Consider the following 21,712-nt stretch of genomic DNA (forward strand, 5'->3'; position numbering starts at 1 on the left):
CTCTGCCCGCCGTCTAGAACTTCACCGTCGCCGACAGCGACACCCGCCTGGCATCGCCGACCGCGACGGTCAGCGCGCTGTTGGCCGAGGGGTAGTAGACGTTGTCGAACAGGTTCTTGACGTTGAGCTGGTAGATCACCGGCAGGTTCTGGTGCCTGGTCTCGTAGCTCGCGAACATGTCGGCGACGACGTAGGACGGCAGCACGAAGCTGTTGGCGGCGTCGCCGGCGCGGTCGCCGACATAGCGCGCGCCGCCGCCGAGCCTGAGCTGGCCGGGCAGGGCGGTGCCGAAATCGTAGACGAGGTAGAGCGAGGCGGTATTGAGCGCGACGTTCTGCAGCCGCTTGCCGGCATAGACCGGGTCGTCCGTGACCCTCGCGTCGGTGTAGCCATAGCTGCCGATCATGCTCCAGCTCTCGGAGATCTTGCCGGTGACGTCGACCTCGGCGCCGCGCGAGCGCACCTTGCCGGCGGTGGTGTATTCGACGACGTTGCTGGCATTGGTCTGCGACACCAGCACGTTGCGCTTGTCGATGTCGTAGAACGCCACGGTGCCGGACAGGCGCTTGTCGAGATCGAACTTCAAGCCGGTCTCCCACGACGTGCCTTCCTCCGGCGCGATGTTGGAGCCGAGCACGACGCCGCCTGTCAGCGGCGCGATCGTCGAATTCGGCTTCAACGATTGCGTGTAGCTGGCGTAGAGCGAGACCTGCTCGTTCAGCTTGAGGATGGCGCCGCCGAGCGGCAGCACCGTGTCGGCGGCGACGTTGGTGTTGGCCTTGAACGGCCGGCCGCGGCCGGCGATCTGTTGATAGTCCATGTAGCGGACGCCGCCGACCAGCGCGAATTTGTCGGTGAGATGCAGCGTGTCCTGCAGGAACAGCGAATACTGGCCGAGCTTGTCGGTCTGATCGCTGTCGCTGGCCGAGATCGTCGTGCCCGGCTGGATCAGCCCGTAGACCGGATTGTAGACGTTGAACGCGCTCGTCACCTTGTCGCGGATCAAGTCCTGGCGATAGATCGTGCGATATTGCGCGTCGCCGCCGAACAGCACCTCGTTGCGCAGGCCCCCGAGCCAGAAGGCGCCTTGAACATAGGACGTGCCGTAGCTGACCCGGCTGAGCGAGCCCCAGGTGCCGTCATTGCTTCGGGTTTCGTTGCCCTTCGCGTCGATCAAGGTGATGCGCAGCTGGTTGGCGCTGGAGGTCTCGGTGTTGTAGCTGTAGGCCGCGGTGAGCTTCCAGTCCTCGTTGAGCTTCTGCTCGATCGAGGCCTGGACCAGGTCGGACTGCCCCCACGCGTTGTTGTAGGGCTCGTCGAGCCGGCGTGTGGCGGGAATCGCCAGCGGCGCGCCGTTGACGAAGGCGGTGCCGCGGTCGAACGGCGTGATGAACTCGCGGTGCTCGTAGTTGAGCTGGACCGTCGTCGTGTCGCCGTACCAGGCGAGCGACGGCGCCACCAGCATCTCGCGGTGGCGGCCGAAATTTCGCCAATAGTCCTCGCTGACGCCGTAGCCGATGAAGCGGTAGGCGAGGCCGCCGTCGCCGATCGGGCCGGTGACGTCGATGGTGCCGTCGGCGCCGGTCTTGTTGTTGGCATAGGCCGAGCCGAGCAGCGTCACCGAGCCGTGCTGGTACAGCTCGGGGCGTTTGCCGATGGTGTTGACGACGCCGCCGGGGTCCATGATGCCATAGACCAGCGAAGCCGGTCCCTTCAGCACTTCGACGCTCTCGACGGCGGTCGTGAGGCCGCGCGACTGCACCAGCGGCATGCCGTTGCGCATGATCGAGCCGTCGCGGTTGTCGCCGAAGCCGCGCCGCATCACCGCGTCCTGGGTGCCGGCCAGCGTGTTGCCCTGGGTGACGCCGCTGATGTTGGCGAGCGCGTCGTCGATGTTGCGCGGCAGCTGGTCCTTCAGCACCTGCGAAGGCACGACGTTGACCGATTGCGCCGTATCGAGCGGCGAGGCGCCGGTGCGCAGGGTCGTCGCGCTCGGCATGGCGCGGTAGTTGAGCTTGGCGGCGTCCAGCACCGCAGCCTCGGCCGCTGCGCGTTCGGCGCGGCTCGGCATCGCCGGCGGCTGAGCGGCGCGTCGCGACGCCTGCATCTGGGCCCGGCGTTGCGGCGTGCCGGCGGCGGTCGCAGGCTTGCGCTTCGGCGCCGGCGCGTCCACCGTCACCGGCGGCAGCGTTGCCTGGGCATGCGCTGGAATGGGGGAGCAGAACACGTCGGCGGTCAGAACGCCCATCAGGGCCAGCGCGCCACGCATGCCGGTTCGATCGCGCCGGCCCTCACACTTCGTCATCGTTCACTTCAACTTCCAAGCGTCAGTCAATCCGTTCAGGCGTCGGCCAATTCGGGCGTCCGCCCGAACGATCTCCGCTCTATCAACGGGCCGTATCGAAGGACATGGCGGGTGTCGTTGAATTGCTCTAAGCACTGTGGAGTTCGCGCGCCGACGGCTTGTTCCATGCCGCGCAGAAATACGGCGCGCTGGTGTATTCCCCGCGTTTTGCTGATCTGCCGCGTCGGCGCAGAATGATATGCATGGGTGCCATGCGCGCGTCCGTGACACGGCTCACCATGGGCATCGCAGCGGAAGACCGGTCTCAGTTTCCGGAACGAGCGGGACGACGAACACCAACGTCATCGCCTGGCATCGAGCTCGCGGGTGCCTGCTACGCGGCCCGCCCGTCCCATCGCTGGCTATTCAGCAAGGGAATCGACCCGAAGAACGATGCGTGCCGCGACTCACGCAGCTGCAGCGGGGACGCCCGCGGCGATGTATGTGCCGGACGGCGGTCTTCGTCAGTCGCGCTCATTCGACCCCAATGCGCCTGCAGCGCTGCAGCAATGCTGTGCGGCCGCTCGACGATGCTCCAATGACCGGCGTCCTGCTCGACGTGGAGTTGGGCGCCATGCGCTTGCGCGAAGCGGCCGAGGACGTCGAGCGACATATAGGGATCACGGGTGCCCGAGAGCACGAGGCCGCGGCGTGGCAGATCCGTCAGCCGCTCACTTCAGTCGCCATTGAAGCGAAGTCCGTTGGCAGAGCGATACAGCGCGCGGATGGACCGGCGCATTGGCGGCACCCAAGCCGCGGCTTCGCGCGCCGCGAGATCCGGCGGCAGCCGGCCCTTCAGGAACGCGCGCTCCATCATCCGTTGGGACGATAGCGCCATGAACGCTTTCCCCAGCCTAGAAGTGCGTGTTCGATCCGGGTGCCGGCGGTGGGGCGAGAGGCGGCCAAGACATGGCGCCGCACGCCGGGAATGGGCGGACCTCCTCCTCCGACGAAATCGCCTTGAGGTCGAAGCTCAGGCGGAAGCTCAATCCGGTGGAGCGCCAGAAGAATGCGGGACGTCCCTTCAGTTGGCGGTCGGCGACGGTCCGGATCAGTTGCGAGCCGAAGCCGCTGCGCGTGGGCGGGGCGACATCGCTCAGTCCGCTTTCGGTCCAATGGAAGTCGATCCTGTTCCAGAACGATGCCCATTCGACCCGCACACGGCCTTCGGGCTGTGACAGGGCGCCGTATTTCAAACAGTTCGTCGTCAATTCGTGCAGGATCAGCGCCATGCTCTGGGCCTGGTCGGGATCGAGCAGCACCGTCGGGCCGTCCCATGTCGCCTGCAACCGGTTCGAGCCGGCGCATAGAAGCTCGTTCGCCACGATACGGTCGAGCGGAACGGGCTGCCCGACGCCGCCGAAGCCGGTCACGTCGGCGATCGCGCGCAGCCGGCCATGGATGACCGATTTCAACTCGTCGACGGTTGCGGCCGTGGACAGCCGAACGGTCGCGGTCGCAGCGGCAAGAATGTTCTTGGCACGATGCTCGGCCTCGGATGCCCTGAGTTGAAGCTTCTCTTCGTTCGCCTTGATCCGGCTCATGTCGCGCGCGATCTTCACCGCGCCGACGATCTCGCCGAGCGCATCGCGCACGGGAAAAATCCAAAGCGCAACGCTGAGGATGGTCCCATCTTTCGTTCGCCGCTCCGTCTGGAACTCGGAGAAGACGTCTCCACTGCGCAAACGGTCGGTGATCGTAGCCAGTTCGGCTTGACGATCGCTCGGAACGATGTCGCGGATATTGCGACCGATGATTTCCTCGGGACGATAGCCGAACATCCGCTCAGCTCCCGAATTCCATTGCAGAATGACCCCCGAGAGGTCCTTGAGGATCAGGGCATCCGGGAAATAGCTCGTGAGATCAATCGCGGCCAGCGTGAGCGGCCTGCCAGTCATGGTCGGCTCCGGCGTCATCGACATTCAGCTCCGCTGAGAAGTAGTTCTCCAGATTCCAAATCAATTCTGAAGTTGGTCAACGCGTGGCCGATAACGTCATTTCGACAGAATCTAGCTCCGTTGTCCCGCGCGGTCGGTTCACTTTTGAACATTTCGGCGGGTTGCCTTTCGTCGCGAGAGGCGCCCATCTCGTGTTGCGGTACGGCCGCTCACGCGTTCCTTCCGTCCTCTGGCCGGTCGGTCTGCCGACGGACACCGGACGCCATTTGCCGGCCCGACGTCCCTCGGTGCGTCGATGACGGGGGATGTTCGGGTTGCGCCGGCACCGGTTGCGGCATCCCGCACTGAAGATTTTTCTTTCTTATTATCCGAATATGTGCTTATATCCCGCCATCCCGCCTCGTCGAAGAGGGGCGTACGCGTCGTCACGATACGTGGAGTGCGGGGAGCGATGGCCGTGAGGCGCCGGCGGACGACCGGTGTCGTTGCGGACGGCGAAGTCGTGTGGTCCTGACACCCCGAAGCTGGTGTCAAGCCGGTCGCGTTCATGACGAGCGCGCCGGTGACGGGGGCAATCAAGCCGGTCCCCGGGGAGAGCGCGAAGGAAGCCGTAAAGCCGTTGCGCAGGGGAGGCTGGGATGTCCTGGCCGTACCTGTGGTTCCTGCCCCGTGCACTTCTCTCCGCACGGGGGCCGCGGGTGTCGGCAGACGCCCGGCCTTCCCTGCACCCTCGAATTGGCGAGGGTTCGATGCTGATGATCAGCTCGGGCACGGAGGTGCCGCGAGAGCGGAGAGGTATGTCTGGATGCGGGCTGTATTGCCGATGTTAGATGAGAGTGAGGCGCGCAACTGTTGCGTCAATCACCGCCGCCATTTAGCCGAGAGGCCGCGGCGTACTGGATACCCCGCCTTCGCGGGGTATGACGGCGAAGGGTAGGGAGGCGGCTCGGGCAAGGTCGACATGCGCCCCCCGGCCGGCTCGTGGCTCTCAATCACTCCAGCCGCGCGCCCCCAATACGTCACCCTTCCTGTCCCTTATTCGCCGTTGCGAGGCCGTTTCATTCCCGGTAAAAGCTGGGTTGAGGGCACCTCGGCAACCAACCATCAATGGTTTTGCCGCACAGTTTCGGTGTTCTCGCAAAAGGGTCTGGCAATGCTGATTCGCAGCGCAGCTATCGAGGCTTTCGCCGGGGCGTTCATCGCCCGGCCGATTGCGCTCGCGCCGCTGCGGCCCACCCTCGGCCTGATCGGCTCGCTCGAGCTTCTGCTTCTTAGCTGCCCCTGAGGGCCGGCTGGGCGGAATGCGCCTGGGCACTCAGGGGGTTGCTTCGAGACCGAAACACCCTTCAAGCGCCTTCGACAGATGCGCGCGCCAACGCAAAAAACCGAGGAATAGCAGATGTCCAATCCCACCCAGTCCGACAAGGACCGCGTCGTCATTTTCGACACCACCCTGCGCGACGGCGAGCAGTGCCCCGGCGCCACCATGACGTTCGAGGAGAAGCTCAACATCGCCGCGATGCTGGACGACATGGGCGTCGACATCATCGAGGCCGGCTTCCCGATCGCCTCCGACGGCGACTTCGAGGCCGTCAACGAGATCGCCAAGCGGTCGAAGAACGCCGTGATCTGCGGCCTGTCGCGCGCCGGCGCCAAGGACATCGACCGCTGCGCCGAGGCGATCAAGCCGGCCAAGCGCGGCCGCATCCACACCTTCCTGTCCACCTCGCCGGTGCACATGAAATACAAGCTGCAGATGGACCCGCAGCAGGTGTTCGAACTGGTGGTCTCCTCGGTGACCCGCGCGCGCAACCACACCGACGACGTCGAATGGTCGTCGGAGGACGGCACCCGCACCGAGTTCGACTTCCTGTGCCGCTGCGTCGAGGCCGCGATCAAGGCCGGCGCCACCACCATCAACATTCCGGACACTGTCGGCTACGCCGTGCCGGAAGAGTATTATGACCTGTTCAAGCGCGTGCGCGAGACGGTGCCGAACTCCGACAAGGCGGTGTTCTCCGTGCACTGCCACAACGATCTCGGCATGGCGGTCGCAAACTCGATGGCCGGCATCCGTGCCGGCGCCCGCCAGATCGAATGCACCATCAACGGCATCGGCGAGCGCGCCGGCAATGCGGCCCTGGAAGAGGTCGTGATGGCGATGCGCGTGCGCAACGACAAGCTGCCGTTCTGGAACAAGATCGACACCACGCAGCTGACCCACGCCTCGAAGGTGGTGTCGGCGGCGACCTCGTTCCCGGTGCAGTACAACAAGGCGATCGTCGGCCGCAACGCCTTCGCGCATGAGAGCGGCATCCACCAGGACGGCATGCTGAAGAACGCGCAGACCTACGAGATCATGCTGCCGGAGACGGTCGGCGTGAAGCAGACCTCGCTGGTAATGGGCAAGCATTCCGGGCGCCACGCCTTCGTGCACAAGCTGGAGGAGATGGGGCACAAGCTGAGTTCCAACCAGCTCGAGGACGCTTTCGTCCGCTTCAAGGCGCTGGCCGACCGCAAGAAGCAGATCTACGACGAGGACATCGAGGCGCTGATCGACGAAGGCATGGTGAGCGCCCACGACCGCATCAAGCTGCTGTCGCTGTCGGTCATCGCCGGCACCCGCGGCCCGCAGCGCGCCACCATGAAGCTCGACGTCGACGGCGTGACCAAGATCGAGGAGACCGAGGGTAACGGTCCGGTCGATGCGGTGTTCAACTGCATCAAGTCGCTGGTGCCGCACGAGGCCAAGCTGGAGCTGTACCAGGTCCATGCCGTGACCGAGGGCACCGACGCGCAGGCCGAGGTCTCGGTGCGGCTGTCGCAGGACGGCCGCTCGATGACCGCGCGGGCGGCGGATCCGGATACGCTGGTGGCGTCGGCCAAGGCCTATCTGGGCGCGCTGAACAAGCTCGTCATGAAGCGCCAGCGCGACGTCGCGCATGGTGTATCGGCTGCGGCCGCGAGCTGACCTTACGACGTCATTCCGGGGCAGCCGCGCAGCGGCTGAACCCGGGATCCCGAGCTTGGTCTTGCACCGGCTCGGACAAGATCGAGGTTCCGGGTTCGGCGCTGCGCGCCGCCCCGGAATGACGGCGAAGGCGGCGGGCGCTGCTGCGTTGCAGCATCGGATTCCCGCGCCTGCTGCTAACGGTCAATGGCAATCCCTGCCGCCACCCGCTAACAATGTCCTTGGCATACAAAGCGGGGGCGTCAGTGCAATGCACCCCGAACCATTCGGGAGGACGACCTTGCGCCACGTCAGATTTCGCCATGTGACCGCCACCGTGATCGCCACCGCCGCGTCGCTCGCGGCTTATGCGCTGGCCGGTCCGGCCTCGGCGGCCGACACGCCGATCGTGATCAAGTTCAGTCATGTGGTGGCCGCGAACACGCCGAAGGGCCTCGCCGCCGACAAGTTCAAGGAATTGGCCGAGAAGTACACCGACGGCAAGGTCAAGGTCGAAGTCTATCCGAACTCGCAGCTCTACAAGGACAAGGAAGAGCTCGAGGCGCTGCAGCTCGGCGCCGTGCAGATGCTGGCGCCGTCGAACTCGAAGTTCGGGCCGATCGGCATCAAGGAATTCGAGGTGTTCGATCTGCCCTACATCCTGCCCGACCTCGCCACCTTGCGGAAGGTGACCGACGGGCCGCTCGGTGCCAAGCTCCTGAAGCTGCTCGAGCCGAAGGGGATGATCGGGCTGGCCTACTGGGACAACGGCTTCAAGCAGATGAGCGCCAACAAGAAGCTGGTCGATCCCGCCGACTACAAGGGGCTGAAATTCCGCATCCAGTCGTCGAAGGTGCTGGACGCGCAGTTCCGCACGCTCGGCGTCATCCCGCAGGTCATGGCGTTCTCGGAAGTCTATCAGGCGCTGCAGACCGGCGTCGTCGACGGCCAGGAAAACACGCCCTCCAACATCTATACCCAGAAGATGCACGAGGTGCAGAAGTACATCACGCTGACCAACCACGGCTACATCGGCTACGTCGTGGTCGTGAACAAGAAGTTCTGGGACGGCCTGCCGCCGGACCTGCGCGCGGCCTGCGAGAAGGCGATGACGGAAGCCACCGCCTACGGCAACGGCCAGTCCGCTAAGGAGAACGACGACGCGCTCGAGGAGATCCGCAAATCCGGCAAGTCCGAGCTGGTCAAGCTGACGCCGGCCCAGGACGAGGCGATGCGCAAGGCGATGCAGCCGGTCTATAAGGACGTGGCGGGGCGCGTCGGCCAGCCGCTGATCGACGAGTTCCTGAAGGAGACCCGGGGCACGACCAATTGAGCGCGTGCGGCTGGATGCGCGGGCGGGTAGCCCGCGCATCGCAAGGCGAGGCGCCTGCTTCGGCGCATAAGAACAGACGGTGCGCCCAAGCGCCGCGGACGATCTGATTGGTTTTGGGGGGAGGGGATTTGGGCTTTCCGTTGCGCATCCTCGATCGGCTCGAGGAGATTCTGATCGCATTCCTGATCGCGGCGGCGACCTCGATCATCTTCGTGGCGGTGCTGCACCGCTATCTCGTCGGCATCCCGCTGCTGTATCCGATCCTGTTCCCGATCGACATGTCCTGGGCGCAGGAGCTCTGCATCTACATGTTCGTGTGGATGGCGAAGTTCGGCGCCGCCTATGGCGTGCGCACCGGCATCCATGTCGGCGTCGACGTCCTGGTCAACATGCTCAGGCCGTCGCTGCGCAAGGTGACCATCCTGTTCGGCCTGATGTGCGGGGCGCTGTTCACCGCGATCATCGGCACCATGGGCGCCAAGTTCGTCTACGGCCTGTCACTGACCGACCAGGTCACGCCGGACATGGAGCTGCCGAGCTGGCTCGTGTATCTCTGCATCCCGCTCGGCTCCTATCTGATGTGCTTCCGCTTCCTGCAGGTCGCCTGGCACTATCTCCGCCACGACGAGCTGCCGCATCATGACCACGCCTATGTCGAGGGCGTCGATGCGAACGCAACGGAGGCGCTGCGATGAGCAGCCTCCTGATCTTCAGCCTCCTCATCGCCCTGATGCTGACGGGCATGCCGATCTCGATCGCGCTCGGCCTGACCGTGCTGTCTTTCGTCTTCTTCATGACCAACGTGCCGACCGAATCGGTCGCGCTGAAGCTGTTCACGGGCATCGACAATTTCGAGATCATGGCGATCCCGTTCTTCATCCTGGCCGGCAACTTCCTGACCCATGGCGGCGTCGCCCGGCGGATGATCAACTTCGCGACCTCGATGGTCGGGCATTGGTATGGCGGCCTGGGCTTGGCCGGCGTGATGGCCTGCGCGCTGTTCGCCGCCGTGTCCGGCTCCTCGCCCGCGACCGTGATCGCCATCGGCTCGATCATGCTGCCGGCGATGGTGAAGCAGGGTTTCCCGAAGCGCTTCGGCGCCGGCGTCATCACGACCTCGGGCGCGCTCGGCATCCTGATCCCGCCCTCGATCGTCATGGTGGTCTATTCGGTCGCGACCGGCGGCAGCATCGCGCTCGATCCCGCCGGCAACCGCGTCTCATCGGCCTCGGTCGGACAGCTGTTCATGGCCGGCGTCATTCCCGGCCTGATGCTGGCGACATTGCTCGGCTTCACCACCTTCTACCGCGCCTGGAAGAACGACTATCCCAGGCTGCCGCGCGCCAGTTGGGCCGAGCGCTTCGTTGCTTTCCGCAAATGTGTGTGGGGCCTGCTGCTGATCGTGATCGTGCTGGGCGGCATCTACACCGGCAAGTTCACGCCGACCGAGGCCGCCGCCATCAGCGCCGTCTATGCCTTCGTCATCGCCGTGTTCGTCTATCGCGACATGTCGCTGAAGGACGTGCCGAAGGTCCTGCTCGGCTCGGCCAATATGAGCGCGATGATCCTCTACATCATCACCAACGCCGTGCTGTTCTCGTTCCTGATGGCCAACGAGAACATTCCGCAGCAGATCGCCAACTGGATGGCGACCGCCGGCGTCAACTGGGTGGTGTTCCTGCTGGTCGTCAATATCCTGCTGCTGCTCGCCGGCAACGTCATGGAGGCGACCTCGATCGTGCTGATCATGGCGCCGATCCTGTTCCCGGTCGCGGTCAAGCTCGGCATCCACCCGGTGCATCTCGGCATCCTGATGGTCGTCAACATGGAGGTCGGCATGTGCCATCCGCCGGTCGGCCTCAACCTCTACGTCGCCTCCGGCATCGCCAAGATGGGCATCACCGAGCTCACCATCGCCGTGATGCCGTGGCTCTTGACCATGCTCGGCTTCCTGGTGCTCGTCACCTACGTGCCGGAAATCTCGCTGTGGTTGCCGCGCATGTTGGGAATGCTTTGAGGCGTAGCAATCAAATGAAACCGAATTGCAGAAATAGAATGGAATTTGAAGCAATTACATCTTCGTAAGGTCGTGCACTCTGTCCAAACTGTAAGTTGAATGCCCGGGGCGGCAGGCTCATGCTCCGTCCGGCTTTCCAAGGAGGTTGGCATGAGAAGGTTCACCATCGCTGCTGTCGCCGTGCTCGCCATTGCCGGCTCGACCGCGGTCTATGCCCAGCGCGGCTGGCTTCATGATCATATGCACCATGTGCGGCTGAATCCGGAAGATCGCGCCGCCATGCTCGATGCGCGCATCGCCTCGGTCCACGCCGGGCTGAAGCTGAACGCGGATCAGGAGAAGCTGTGGCCGCCGGTCGAGAGCGCCGTGCGCGATCTCGTCAAGCTGCGGTTCGATCGCGCCAATGCCCGCATGAAGGCGGCCGACGACGCGCAGGACAAGGACGTCAGTCCGGTGACGCGGTTGCGCGAGCACGCCGACACCATGGCCGTGACGGCGGAAGCGATGAAGAAGGTCGCTGATGCCGCCGACCCGCTCTACAAGACGCTCGACGACGGCCAGAAGCGCCGGCTGTCGATGCTGACCCGGCCGATGGGACGCATGATGGGGCCGGACGGCCCGCGCCACCACCGCTGGATGGAGCGCGGCGAGGGCGACGGTCCGCGCTTCGGCGAGCATCGCTTCGGGCCGGGACCGATGGATCATCCCCCGATGGGCCGCATGGGCTGGTCCGACGACGAACCCGAGTCCGGGCGGCTCTGACGGGCCGCTCGTGATCCCCATGATTTCGTTCAGAATTCCACATCTGGAAAACCGCCGCCCGCCGGCGGTTTTTCTGCATCGAATGTGTCGAAAAATCCTCACGGATCGCTGGACATCCCGGAATCGCTTTGCTAAACGACCGGCTCTTGCGAAGGCTTACTCCGGATGCAAGATCCGGGCGCATAGCTCAGTTGGTAGAGCAGCTGACTCTTAATCAGCGGGTCCTAGGTTCGAGCCCTAGTGCGCCCACCAAGCCTTTCAAGGACTTATTCCGAGACACCGTTTGAGATTGAAAAACTAAAACGGTTTTTCAAACGGCGTTGTTCGACAGCCTGCTCTCAATAAGTTGAAAGGCCAACCAGGGGACGTGCGGCTAGCCAGCCACGATCTTCGGTGTCGTCCAGCCGCCAATAATCTTTCGACGTTGACTAGCGCTGTGGGGCGCACCGCCGAACGAACTCGAGGCGCGCACCTTGCTACGTTCGAAAGCAAGTGCGTTTCTGGTGCGGCAACTCCCAACAGCATTACACTGTTCGTCAAGACTCGCGGCTTGAACCTGCAACCAGACCAGTATGAGCGGGAGGATATTGATCGGGTTCGTTGATTTTCCTAGATTTTCGTTCGGTTTCGATCGCGTTTGTCGCGGTTTGTTCAGGTCGTTTCTGGTGCGAAACTGGTGCGGCTAGTTCCGCGGCGATTGCCCTCCAAGGCGAGCAGGGGTACGACTCCCCTAGGGAGCGCCAGGTCTGCCTTTCCCCCGCTGATTTCTTTGAGCTTTTGGTCGGTTTTCCCAAACCGGCGGATTGCGTTTGGGGAAGACCGTTCGCCTTGTGTCCTTCAAGCCGCGCCAGGGCATCGACTGCAAGGCTCGCCTGATCAGCCTCCTCGGTGTATCGCTCGGCCTCTGCAAGAGTGGTGTGGCCAAGGACGGACATGATCATCTTTGCCGTCGCGCCAGCCTCAGCCAGGCGACGGCCGGTAGCCTTCCGCAGGCCGTGCGGCTGACAATCAAGCGGCAGGCCTGCGTCCGTAATGGCATCGCGCATCCATTGGCTGAAGCCGTCGACGCTGAAGGACTGGCCGTAGGCGGTCGTGATGATCGACACGTGGTCACGCTTTGCGACGGCCAAGGCCGAAAGCAGGTCACGGTGGAGCGGAATCAACAATCGCCGTCCTGTCTTCTGCTGCGCGACGGCGATTCTGTTCTCGGGCGTGATGTGGGACCATGCCATGCGGACCACGTCGGATCGTCGTTGGCCCGTGTTCAGGAACAGTTCGAAAGCCAGCCGCTGTTTGGTTTCCAGAGGCCACTTCTTACGGAAAAGCTCGATCTCATCCTCGGTCCAAGATCTGATGCGCTGAAGCTTGGGTCGCTTTATCCCGAGCGACGGATCGTGCTTGACCCATCCGATGTTGATCGCGTGGCGGATCAGAATGCGAAGCTTTTTGAGTGTATCGAGAGCCGCACCGGGCCGGTCGGCGAACGGCTGAAGAATGCCGGTGATGATGCGCTCGCGAGTGAGTCCAGCGACGGTCCGATGCCCGTGCTCGATTCTGAGGGCCTCGAGGCGTCTGCCGTACCCCTCCTTGCTGGTCTTTCGAAGGCCGATGTACTCCGAGCTTCGCATGTAAGAGGCGATCAGCGCGGAGATTGTGCCCTGAACGGGAGAGCGGATTTCGGGTCTCGACGTTGTCACCTGACCTAGAAGGGCGCTTTGGTAGGCCGACATGAACTCAGGGCTGGTCGGGTCATCTGGCAGGCGAATGCGTCGACCCTTGCCGCGCCGAAATGACAGGTACGTATGCCCCTTGACGTGATTGCGCTCAACGTATGGCGGCAACCTTCGAGGCATCGACATCGCTCCACGTCTCGTCAAGGCCAGGATCATTGCCATCTGAAGGCAGCAGATCAATGGCAGTGTCCAGTTCTCGGACGTCCCATGCTTTCCGGCGTTCACCTAGGATTTTGGGCCTTGGCATAGTGCCTGCGCGCACCATCTGATCAAAGACGTTGGCGGAAACGCAGATGTATGCGGCTGCCGCCTCGCGAGTGATGAGCCGCGGCTTGAGTGATGACGGGAGAGCCGTCTGCCTTGGCATCGATCGGATACCCTTTCCGAAGCCCTGTGCGCCTGCCGGCGAAAACGCCGGAGGACGTGTCTAGGCGTGGGATCAGGCAAGAGTGAAGGCCTTTGGGTCCTTCGGAAGTGTCATCGCGCTACCGGATGGAAAAGGGTCGGTTTACGGGTTCTATCGCGGGTGGTCATCCTCAGCTTGCGAGGCCTCATCCTGCTCAGACACGAGGAGCTCGGAAACGCGAGATACAGCGTCCGAGTGACTGCGAATCATCCCGCTCCACGTTCTGCTCTTCCGCGTCTCTCCGCGAAGTGGACCTCCTAAAATCGTGGTGATGAAGCCGCAGACCGGGGCGGCGGCCACGGTGCGCTCGCACGTTAGGCTTGCGACTGTAATGACCACGTTGCCATGTTCTATCGCGGTCACTGCCACGGCACGACCCTGCGAATTTGGTTCGGCGAAACGACCTTGCGACACAGAACCTCCTCTGAGGCCGATCAGGCGTTACATACTTTAGTGGATACATACTATAGTTGATAAAAACCATGCGCGCAATGGGCTGACTTCTGCCCATGGACATGCGTCGGTTGGTTGGCCGCAACGTTCTGCGGATCCGAAAGAGCAAAGAAATGACTCAGGAGCAGCTGGCGGAGATTTCTGGCTTCAGCCAGCAGTACATCAGCGGCCTGGAGAAGGGGCAGCGCAACCCAACTGTCGTGACGATTTACGAGCTGTCGATAGCACTCGATGTGGATTATCTCGAGTTACTGAAGCCCGATGCTCAGTCGAAGAGAGCGAAAGAATAGCGCCCCCGCAACAGCTCGCGGACGCAGATATGTGAAAGCCGCTCATATGCGCCGTATTGGACTCAGTTACCTGGCCGCGGCAAGGAACGGGGAGGGGTAGCCGGCGACAAATTTGGACCGGCACGTGCGCACAATTCGCGAGCTCGTCGTCAAAGCTTACCGGCAGTGCAAGCGCTTCCTCGACTATCTTGCAAGCGGCGACGAAATGCCGATCTATCGATTGGACAACGGAAAATATGAAGAGGTACGTAAACTGCGCCTCAAGGACTTCCGTCGCGTTTTGCCTATTAGACTCACCGTGGAGTCTTTCACGCCGTTTCCTCGATGTGCAAGCAGATCCCAGAGCTGGCTCCCATTGCAGGAAAGTTTCCTTTCGTTTCGATGTCCGTTGACGATCTTTTTGTGTCGAATCGGTTCTTGCCCACAACCGGTGAGCTTTTTCATTACTTAGAAGTCCGTCAAGCAGTTGCCGGTATTCCTAAGGCGATGGTGTTCGACGAAATCGACCATCTCGGCGCGTACATAAAACGAAATCGCTTTGACCAAGACATGAAGGAGCAGCTGGAAACGGCCGATATGGCAACCTGGGATGGCTTCTCGGAAGTGATCGACGAGTATTTCACGGGCGATGACCGGCAAAGTAAGCCGGTCCCGACCCAAGATTATATCCGGCAGAGATCGCTGAAATATTTGGCGCGCTTGACCACTCACGTCCGAAAGGATGGTTGGAAATCGATGCGTATCTACGAAACTCTGGGAGCGAATTCAGAGAGTCAATCGCTCCAGTACTGAGAGATGTGAAAGCGTCCCTCAAGAAGCATCCGGTGCGACGCTTCCTCTTTAGTAATGACGAGCCAATTCAGATTTACTTCACAAGGGAAATGGGCCAGCCGAGTTCTCGCGAGCTACAACATCATGGGGAGGTTGCGTGCCTAATTGCAAAGATAGCGAACATGCGGGTTGTCATTCTCGATGGCGACGCCAGCGGAAGGGTGCTCGGAGCTAGAACCGCTCGTGTAAAAGCGCCTCCGATAATACGGACCGACTATCCCCAACTGGCGGCAGAGGCAGACCGATTGAAGGCTCGCAGCCTGCTTGGGACAAAAGGTAAAGAAAAGAAGAAATAACCGTCTTGGTCTCTCGTGGAATACGGCTGCTGATATGTGGATCTTTTTTGGAATACCAGGTCTGCCAGATGGATTGAAGCGTCTCATCCGAGATCGGTATCTCGCAGGAATTGCGGATGCGGAAGCGAAGTATCAGCTGAATGCGGCCGACGAAGATGCTTTGACGGGCGCACTTGGTAGCAATATGTCGATGGCTACTCCTATGACTTACAGCGATGGGCAAAGGCAGTTTCAGTATCAAGTGTCATATCGGAAGATCAGAGGACGTGGCGCGGGCGCACCGGAGAGGCATCTCGGCGCCGACGGAATCTTCCAGATCGAGGTCAAGGACGAGAATGGTGCGAAACGCAAGGGCTTGCCATTTCAATCAAAAAAGGGATGGCGTGGTAAAGACTCCAATCTTTTGAGCCAAACGATCAATATGATCGACTCCGCGGGAGGAGGCATCGTCATCGACTATCGCCCCGGCCAATTTACGGCCTGCCTCGCGCATGACGTGGTCCAGCACCAGGGAAATAGAAGGTTGGTTGACGCTGCGGGTAAAGCGCGATCGCTGGGGCAACTGCTGGGAAATGACTTTCTCGATTGCACGATCGGCCAACTTGGACTGTATTTCGATCCAGAGACCGAGACGTGGCAAACAGAAACACCATTGCCGCCCTCGATCGAGAACGTAATTACGACGCAAGTGTCCGTCCTTAGCTAGACCGCGAGGTTGGTCTCTGGACTCATCGGCTCCAACGCCAGGACGGCCGGCGGCAAACGGCGACCTTGACCGCCATACGTGCTCAAATGCCCCCGGCCCACGCACAGGGCCGGATTCCGAGAGCGTTGCGAGATATTCCGCAACATCTCCTGTCGCCATTCGGCTACTCGCGGGCAGGAGCCCATCCATGCCGCATGATCCCCAACACGAAATCTGGAACCCCTTTGGCGAGCGCGTCGATGGCCTCACGGCCAAGCAGCGCGCCGATAGCGAGCGCGCCGAAGCATGGGCTTACTATCTCCGAGGGGGCGGGCGCGGCGACCCCAGTTATTTCGATCATGAGGCCTGGCTGAGGATGCAGGAGCGGTCGCGCTAGCGGCCAAGCGTGGCTGCGGCTCACGAGAGCCGGACAACGCGCTCAAGCTCGTCATGCGCGGGCAGACAAAGAGGATAGGGCGCTCCCAAGCTCAAGCCGACTATTGCGTATCAAACCGTTAGAGCTTTTCTATCCACTTTTTGATTTCAGCTAGCATCTCCTCGAAGCTCGGCTTGCCCGCATAATACAGCGCGCTGCTACGCTCATAGGCGTTGGCATAAAGACCGCGCGTTTTGGCGCCGCTGAGCAGAAACGCTTCGTTTTCGGCTATGTTCTGATTGTCGTCCTGCCGGAAGCGCGCCTGCTTATGGGCTTTGTATTCGTCAGTGCCGATGAACTTCTGGACCTCAGGTTGCCGCAGCAGTTCATAAACGTCGTAATAGTGTCGCATGAATTCGACCGGATCGCTTCCGTCCGACTGTTGCTTGCGGAATTTCGTCGAGACGGTCTGCAGCTTTTCGACGAACGTATAGCCGGGATCATAGCATGGGACGGCCTTGGCGCGGTTGTCGATCACATCGACGTTGCGGGCTGCGGCGTAGTCGTAAACCCAGGAGCTGATATCCTTGGGCGCGTTGGGCGCAACGGTATCAAAGCCAACCTCCAGCAGGACGCCATCGCGCAGACCTTCCATGGCTTCAACAGTGGTCGTGTAGTTAAGTTTGATCCCGCCGCTGCGGTATTTTGGAATGTCGTCAAACTCAGTGTCCCGCTCGACGCTCTTGATGCCATCGATCTTGATCGTCTGCGCGAGCCAATCGTAAAAGTCCTTTCGCGATTGAATGTGGGCGGGCTTATTCTGGTTCTTGCCCGTCTTCACATCACGGTCCTTCGGCGGCTCGATCAGAATATCGATGTCTTCTGAAAACCGGCCGATGATCTTGTGTCCCTTGGACAGCGAGGTGCCGCCCTTTAGCTGGAACGTGAATGGATGCTGCTGCAGCCCATACAGGCAATGCATGATCCAGTAGTCTTTCTCCACCAGCGCCGGGTCAATGCCCTTCTCTCCCGCCACAATCCGGATCAGGTCCGCAAACTGCGGGTGATTGTGGAGGAAGTCACGCGGCATGCAATTCTCTCGCAGCTAGCGCCCGATCAAAGAACTTCTTGGTACGTTCATTCCCATAGGCCTGGACCACACGGCGCAGCAACTTCCGGTCAGACTTGACGGCGTGATCCGCGACACGCTTCAAAACCTCGTCTTTCGCTTCCGCCAGCTGATCCACGTTGTTGACAAGATCGACGAGCAGAAATTCCCGCGTAAGCGACTTGGGAAAGCGCGGCTTCATACGAAACGCAAACTTGCGATTGCCGAGCTGAAACTCGCCGTGGCGCTTGTGGTTGTAAACGACCGTCTTGTCGTAGAGCTGCGTCGTCCCGACGCCCAGACTATTGTAGGCATTTGGCGACGCCAGCAGAAACGTCTTGTCCTTCAGAAAGGTGGCCACGACTTCCTTGTCGGAAGGAGGGGCCGGACCAAACGCCGTCTCCTTCGGATAGACATAGAGCCCGCCCGAAAGCTTCTTAAGCGTTCCGGTCTCCACCAATTCCTTTAGATGCCGGTCAACAGACGCCGACCAGCGGGCCAGATCGGCGCGCCGGTAGGCTTGGCCAGGCCTTAGCTGGCGTTTCAATTCATCGAGCTTCCTCATGCAAGCCAATATAGGCCCAAATGGGCCGTTTTGCAAGGAATATCATTGAAAAATCATGCAAAGCGTCTCGTATGTCCTTGAACTATAGGAATATTGCTGACCTGACTATCGATAATATGATGAAAATACCCAAAGCAGGCAGGCCGAAAATCCGCAGTCTCCCGTCTTCTCCTGCTACGATAGACTCGAAAGAATCCGAGGATGATGCCAGATGTCGTTCGAGGCCATCGTTGATGATTATATCCGTGAATATCGCCCTAGTGCCCGCGGCGAGCTCGCAGAATTTCGCAAGTTGCGCTCGCTGAAGGACGCCATCCGCTATGCCAACCTGTGCCACTGGCTGCCGTCCGAAAAGCGTCATCCCCATCAGTACCGCATCCCGGCAGCGGCCCTGCTCATGTCGAGGGCAAGCTTCAGCGCATCCGCGACCGTCTAGCTCGCGCGAAGACCTTCGAGGCTCTCCACGACGAGGTCGAGCGCCAAATTCTGAGCATACACAAGATCGGCCCTCTCGCCGTCTATGACATGGCGCACCGGATCGGAGCGTATCGCGGCCTCACACCGGCAGTTGTCTATCTGCATCGGGGAACGCGAGACGGAGCTCGGGCGCTTGAGGGCGTCCAGCCGCAGAACCGTCCCCGGCTCAAGCCCATTGAGCCCCTGCTCAAGCTCATCCGCCAGCCGGCATAGCTCGTCGCGGGTCAGCAGCATCAATTCGTTGATTGCCCAAAGTCGCATCGTTGCCTCCATCGTTCGGCCGCGCCAATCACGGCCTTGGGCGGAGGCGCGTGCGCCGGAGGAGGCGAATGCATCGCTAGCGACCGCAACGAAGTGGAGGAGCGCCCCTATGGGGCGCTTGCATTAATGAGCCGACGGCCTGCCTGCAGGCGAACCGGCGCGATGACGCCGAAGAAAGGCCGCCAGCGCGGACCGGATGGACGGCAAGGTAAGACAAGGAAAGCCTGAATTTCCTTTGCGGCCGCCGAATCTTCTTGCAGGATGCCGCAATGACAACCACAGGTCGTTCTTCCGCCAATGTGTCGTCCACCGATGCCGGCGCGTCTCGTGTCCGCGCGATCCTGGCCGCCGTCCGCCCGCTCGCCGCCGAATATCACGTGCTCACCGGGAAGCCGCTTGGCGTCACCGGAGAGATCGCCGAGTTCGCCGCCGCGGAATGCCTGGGACTTGAGCTGACCGTCGCGCGCACAGCTGGTTATGACGCCATTCGCCATGGCGCAGGCGGTCCCATCCGTATCCAAATCAAAGGGCGTTCCTGCACTGAGAATGCAAGTCGGGGGCAACGGATCGGGCGCATCAAGCTCGATTCAGACTGCGATGTCGTTCTGCTGGTGCTGCTCGACGCCGCGACGCTTGAGCCAAAAGCAATGTGGGAAGCGCCGTTCCGCTCAGTTGTCACCCGGCTTGCCGAGCCAGGCTCGCGGGCCCGGAATGAACGCGGCGCGCTCAGCGTCAGCGATTTCAAACGACTGAGCGGCGCCTCTCGGGTCTGGCCGCCAACCGTAGAACGCCAATGACCGAATTTCTCGACAAATGGATTCTGAAACCGGAATTACTGGCCGGCTGGTTGCAGGCTCTCGCAGCGATCATCGCACTCGCGATCAGCGCCTGGGCCGTAGTATGGTCTAGCGCATCATCTCGGCGCCGCGACCGGCTTGAACCGCGCGGGCTCGCTGTCGCGGTGTTTCCTGAAATTCTGATGCTTAAAGTTAGCGTCCAGCAAGTCCGGGACTGCCTTGTCGAGTTCAAGCAACGCTATAGCGGCTTGGTGGGCCAGTCCATCGCGGCTGAGCTGCAAGGCAAAGCGTCTATTGCCATACCGCCCATGCTCGACCGGAACATCGACAAGCTCTTCCTTCTCGGTGATCTCGCTGGCCCCAGCTGCCTGCATCTCGTGCGGCTGATTATGCAGTACAACGACACGGTGGGCCGGATGGCTGCTTTCTTTGTCACTCTAAATGCCGAGCAGTGGGTTGAGGCCGTCGGCCAATTGGACGCACATCTTGAGCTGCTCGACCAGGTGATCGCGAAATGCGAGCACGAGGTACTGAAGATCCATGATGCCATCAAAGGCTAAAGGGGAGCCGGCCGGAACCACACATGCATCTGATACTCAATGGGATCAATGGCCGCTACCTGCGCGAAATCCCCGACAACTGGCGCACTCAAACCGAATCCGTCGAAGCCGCCGTCGCTTATGCGACCGAGGACAGGCTTCTCTTTCGGTGGTGCCTGGACCATGACATACCGCTGACATTCTGGGGCCGGTTCGACGAGACTGTGCCCGTGCGTCTCGATATTCTGCGCCTGTTTCACAGCCGGCGCTCGCCGAACTTTGTCTGCAAGCTTGTGACGCATTTCCACGCGAAGGTCATTTGGTGGCATGGGGTCGGTGCCTATGTCGGATCAGCCAATTTCACGGATGCGGCCTGGAATAAAAATATCGAGGCTGGTTGCTTTTTCGATGAAGCTGAGATGATCGCCTCGGGCATGGATCTTCAGCTGCGGAGCTTCTTCTCGTTTGTGGACCAGAAATCGTCTCCGCTGTCCGACGAACTTCTTCAGGCACTCGAGATACGAGCGCGTGAGTTGACCCGTCAGGCCTCGCAAGACAAAGATCAAGCGCAGCATTTTCTGGCGACCACCGGCGTCAAGCAATGGCCTGGACTTGTCACAGTCCCCGCGCGAGAAGCCAGAGAGCGTCAAAAGCGCACCTTTCTCGACGAGTGGTTCGACACCCTTCAGATACTGCGAAACATCGCCGCGACGGTCACGAAGGATGAGAACCGTCCCGGCTGGATTCCGCCGACTGTGCCTGCTGGCGCTCAGGCCGATCAATTCCTCGCCGCGTACTATTACAGCCAGGTCATCGGCGAGGACGGCCGCAGCTATTATGCCAGGCTCCACGAGCAAAACGTCGCGAACGTTGGCCGCGCGCTCTCAGCAGCGATAACATGGTGGCGTGAGCTTCCAGAGGCGCCCCCACCAAATGTCGGTCAGGTACTTGTTGAATGGGTTCCATTTCTGAAGGAGATGCTGTCAGAGGACCGAATTTTGGGACTCACGGCTGACGATTTCAATCGGGTATGTCACCGTGTCTGGTCGATCCAGGATCATGCGCGCCGCGTGTCCAACGCCACGGTTGGCCTACCCGGCGGTAGTCCGCATGACAGAGACGTCAAGACAACCGCGCTGGCCGAATTTCTCTTTTCACGCCGGTCCCAAAATGGATCGTCCGTGCTTGAGATGCTGCATTACGTGCTCTATGGCGGTCCAGCCGATCAAGTGCCAGAGCGCCTATGGGAGGCGATCTCCACCGACGCGTGGAAGATCGAGCATCTCGGCATTAGCGCCTTGGGCGAACTGGTCGGTTGGGCGATGCCAGATCTCTTTCCGCCAAGAAACAATCGCACGAGCAAGGCCCTTTACGCGCTCGGCTATAATGTCTCCTTTGTCGGGAATTGAGGGATCGTTGCAGCACCCCTAAATTGCGAACTCACTTTTGCCCCTGATAAACAAAGCTGATCGAGCCCATATCTGCATCAAAATGGATCTGGCTGACGGGAACGTCACCGAAGGCGATCGGGGTGAAAGGCTGGTTCAAGAGCTTTGCCTGCTCGGCCAGCTCCAGTAACTTCATCAGCCTC

The 21,712-nt window shown here is 61.3% G+C and carries 23 protein-coding genes and 1 tRNA gene; 15 read left to right on the plus strand and 9 right to left on the minus strand.

Annotated elements, in window-relative coordinates:
• Nucleotides 1–13 precede the first annotated feature (13 nt).
• The 4 genes from ACQR1B_RS29030 to ACQR1B_RS29045 all read right to left on the minus strand — a co-directional run bounded on the left by ACQR1B_RS29030 (nt 14) and on the right by ACQR1B_RS29045 (nt 4,242).
• Nucleotides 14–2,305, minus strand: a complete 2,292-nt coding sequence (locus ACQR1B_RS29030) for a TonB-dependent siderophore receptor (RefSeq protein ID WP_434835812.1) — start codon at nt 2,303–2,305, stop codon at nt 14–16.
• Between the two features lie 373 nt (nt 2,306–2,678).
• The gene (locus ACQR1B_RS29035; protein WP_434835813.1) at nt 2,679–2,957 is read right to left on the minus strand and encodes a hypothetical protein; all 279 of its coding nucleotides are present in this window, start codon (nt 2,955–2,957) and stop codon (nt 2,679–2,681) included.
• 63 nt (nt 2,958–3,020) lie between these two features.
• On the minus strand, nt 3,021–3,182 hold the full coding sequence (locus tag ACQR1B_RS29040; RefSeq protein ID WP_434835814.1) for a hypothetical protein: 162 nt from the start codon (nt 3,180–3,182) through the stop codon (nt 3,021–3,023).
• 16 nt (nt 3,183–3,198) lie between these two features.
• Nucleotides 3,199–4,242: a sensor histidine kinase gene (locus tag ACQR1B_RS29045; RefSeq protein ID WP_434835815.1), complete on the minus strand. Its 1,044-nt coding sequence runs from the start codon at nt 4,240–4,242 to the stop codon at nt 3,199–3,201.
• Between the two features lie 961 nt (nt 4,243–5,203).
• Here ACQR1B_RS29045 and ACQR1B_RS29050 point away from each other — a divergent pair.
• The 7 genes from ACQR1B_RS29050 (at nt 5,204) to ACQR1B_RS29080 (ending at nt 11,556) form a co-directional block, all read left to right on the plus strand.
• The gene (locus ACQR1B_RS29050) at nt 5,204–5,527 is read left to right on the plus strand and encodes a hypothetical protein (RefSeq protein WP_434835816.1); all 324 of its coding nucleotides are present in this window, start codon (nt 5,204–5,206) and stop codon (nt 5,525–5,527) included.
• Between the two features lie 114 nt (nt 5,528–5,641).
• A complete protein-coding gene (locus ACQR1B_RS29055) occupies nt 5,642–7,213 on the plus strand; it encodes a 2-isopropylmalate synthase (RefSeq protein WP_434835817.1) in 1,572 nt (523 codons plus the stop codon).
• A 280-nt stretch (nt 7,214–7,493) separates the two neighbouring features.
• Nucleotides 7,494–8,525 (plus strand): TRAP transporter substrate-binding protein, encoded by a 1,032-nt coding sequence (locus ACQR1B_RS29060; protein ID WP_434835818.1) that lies wholly within the window; start codon nt 7,494–7,496, stop codon nt 8,523–8,525.
• Nucleotides 8,526–8,653: 128 nt separating this feature from the next.
• Nucleotides 8,654–9,220: a TRAP transporter small permease gene (locus tag ACQR1B_RS29065; RefSeq protein WP_434835819.1), complete on the plus strand. Its 567-nt coding sequence runs from the start codon at nt 8,654–8,656 to the stop codon at nt 9,218–9,220.
• A complete protein-coding gene (locus tag ACQR1B_RS29070) occupies nt 9,217–10,542 on the plus strand; it encodes a TRAP transporter large permease (RefSeq protein WP_434835820.1) in 1,326 nt (441 codons plus the stop codon). The genes ACQR1B_RS29065 and ACQR1B_RS29070 overlap by 4 nt, the downstream gene beginning before the upstream one ends.
• Before the next feature lie 150 nt (nt 10,543–10,692).
• The gene (locus ACQR1B_RS29075; protein ID WP_434835821.1) at nt 10,693–11,304 is read left to right on the plus strand and encodes a Spy/CpxP family protein refolding chaperone; all 612 of its coding nucleotides are present in this window, start codon (nt 10,693–10,695) and stop codon (nt 11,302–11,304) included.
• Nucleotides 11,305–11,480: 176 nt separating this feature from the next.
• Nucleotides 11,481–11,556: transfer RNA gene (locus tag ACQR1B_RS29080), tRNA-Lys, on the plus strand.
• Between the two features lie 284 nt (nt 11,557–11,840).
• On the opposite strand, the gene ACQR1B_RS29085 is transcribed toward ACQR1B_RS29080, so the two are convergent.
• Nucleotides 11,841–13,163, minus strand: a complete 1,323-nt coding sequence (locus ACQR1B_RS29085) for a tyrosine-type recombinase/integrase (RefSeq protein WP_434835822.1) — start codon at nt 13,161–13,163, stop codon at nt 11,841–11,843.
• 789 nt (nt 13,164–13,952) lie between these two features.
• On the opposite strand from ACQR1B_RS29085, the gene ACQR1B_RS29090 reads away from it, so the two are divergent.
• The 4 genes from ACQR1B_RS29090 (at nt 13,953) to ACQR1B_RS29105 (ending at nt 16,395) form a co-directional block, all read left to right on the plus strand.
• The gene (locus ACQR1B_RS29090; RefSeq protein ID WP_434835823.1) at nt 13,953–14,186 is read left to right on the plus strand and encodes a helix-turn-helix domain-containing protein; all 234 of its coding nucleotides are present in this window, start codon (nt 13,953–13,955) and stop codon (nt 14,184–14,186) included.
• Nucleotides 14,187–14,510: 324 nt separating this feature from the next.
• Nucleotides 14,511–14,978 carry a hypothetical protein gene (locus tag ACQR1B_RS29095; RefSeq protein WP_434835824.1) on the plus strand — a complete coding sequence of 156 codons (468 nt, stop codon included), beginning with the start codon at nt 14,511–14,513 and terminating at the stop codon, nt 14,976–14,978.
• Nucleotides 14,979–15,281: 303 nt separating this feature from the next.
• Nucleotides 15,282–16,019, plus strand: coding sequence for a hypothetical protein (locus ACQR1B_RS29100; RefSeq protein WP_434835825.1), 738 nt, complete (start codon nt 15,282–15,284; stop codon nt 16,017–16,019).
• 187 nt (nt 16,020–16,206) lie between these two features.
• Entirely contained in the window at nt 16,207–16,395 is a 189-nt protein-coding gene (locus ACQR1B_RS29105) for a hypothetical protein (protein ID WP_434835826.1), read from the plus strand.
• A gap of 118 nt (nt 16,396–16,513) precedes the next feature.
• Here ACQR1B_RS29105 and ACQR1B_RS29110 read toward each other — a convergent pair whose 3' ends face one another.
• Nucleotides 16,514–17,464 (minus strand): nucleotidyl transferase AbiEii/AbiGii toxin family protein, encoded by a 951-nt coding sequence (locus ACQR1B_RS29110; protein ID WP_434835827.1) that lies wholly within the window; start codon nt 17,462–17,464, stop codon nt 16,514–16,516.
• Nucleotides 17,454–18,047 carry a DUF6088 family protein gene (locus tag ACQR1B_RS29115; RefSeq protein ID WP_434835828.1) on the minus strand — a complete coding sequence of 198 codons (594 nt, stop codon included), beginning with the start codon at nt 18,045–18,047 and terminating at the stop codon, nt 17,454–17,456. Before ACQR1B_RS29115 ends, ACQR1B_RS29110 begins: the two co-directional genes overlap by 11 nt.
• A 211-nt stretch (nt 18,048–18,258) precedes the next feature.
• On the opposite strand from ACQR1B_RS29115, the gene ACQR1B_RS29120 reads away from it, so the two are divergent.
• Nucleotides 18,259–18,483 (plus strand): hypothetical protein, encoded by a 225-nt coding sequence (locus tag ACQR1B_RS29120; RefSeq protein ID WP_434835829.1) that lies wholly within the window; start codon nt 18,259–18,261, stop codon nt 18,481–18,483.
• Here the strand turns inward: ACQR1B_RS29120 and ACQR1B_RS29125 are convergent.
• Nucleotides 18,480–18,785 (minus strand): hypothetical protein, encoded by a 306-nt coding sequence (locus ACQR1B_RS29125; protein WP_434835830.1) that lies wholly within the window; start codon nt 18,783–18,785, stop codon nt 18,480–18,482. The two genes, ACQR1B_RS29120 and ACQR1B_RS29125, sit on opposite strands and share 4 nt — an antisense overlap.
• A gap of 269 nt (nt 18,786–19,054) precedes the next feature.
• Here ACQR1B_RS29125 and ACQR1B_RS29130 point away from each other — a divergent pair, with 269 nt between their 5' ends.
• Genes ACQR1B_RS29130 through ACQR1B_RS29140 form a run of 3 tightly spaced genes read left to right on the plus strand, consistent with a single transcriptional unit; the run spans nt 19,055 to nt 21,530 of the window.
• Entirely contained in the window at nt 19,055–19,582 is a 528-nt protein-coding gene (locus ACQR1B_RS29130) for a DUF6998 domain-containing protein (protein ID WP_434835831.1), read from the plus strand.
• On the plus strand, nt 19,579–20,142 hold the full coding sequence (locus tag ACQR1B_RS29135; RefSeq protein ID WP_434835832.1) for a hypothetical protein: 564 nt from the start codon (nt 19,579–19,581) through the stop codon (nt 20,140–20,142). The genes ACQR1B_RS29130 and ACQR1B_RS29135 overlap by 4 nt, the downstream gene beginning before the upstream one ends.
• Nucleotides 20,143–20,165: 23 nt before the next feature.
• On the plus strand, nt 20,166–21,530 hold the full coding sequence (locus ACQR1B_RS29140) for a phospholipase D family protein (RefSeq protein ID WP_434835833.1): 1,365 nt from the start codon (nt 20,166–20,168) through the stop codon (nt 21,528–21,530).
• A gap of 31 nt (nt 21,531–21,561) precedes the next feature.
• On the opposite strand, the gene ACQR1B_RS29145 is transcribed toward ACQR1B_RS29140, so the two are convergent.
• Nucleotides 21,562–21,705 carry a hypothetical protein gene (locus ACQR1B_RS29145; protein WP_434835834.1) on the minus strand — a complete coding sequence of 48 codons (144 nt, stop codon included), beginning with the start codon at nt 21,703–21,705 and terminating at the stop codon, nt 21,562–21,564.
• Nucleotides 21,706–21,712 lie beyond the last annotated feature (7 nt).

It is taken from the genome of Bradyrhizobium oligotrophicum (genome assembly GCF_051168495.1).
In the GTDB taxonomy this organism is placed as follows: domain Bacteria; phylum Pseudomonadota; class Alphaproteobacteria; order Rhizobiales; family Xanthobacteraceae; genus Bradyrhizobium; species Bradyrhizobium oligotrophicum_A.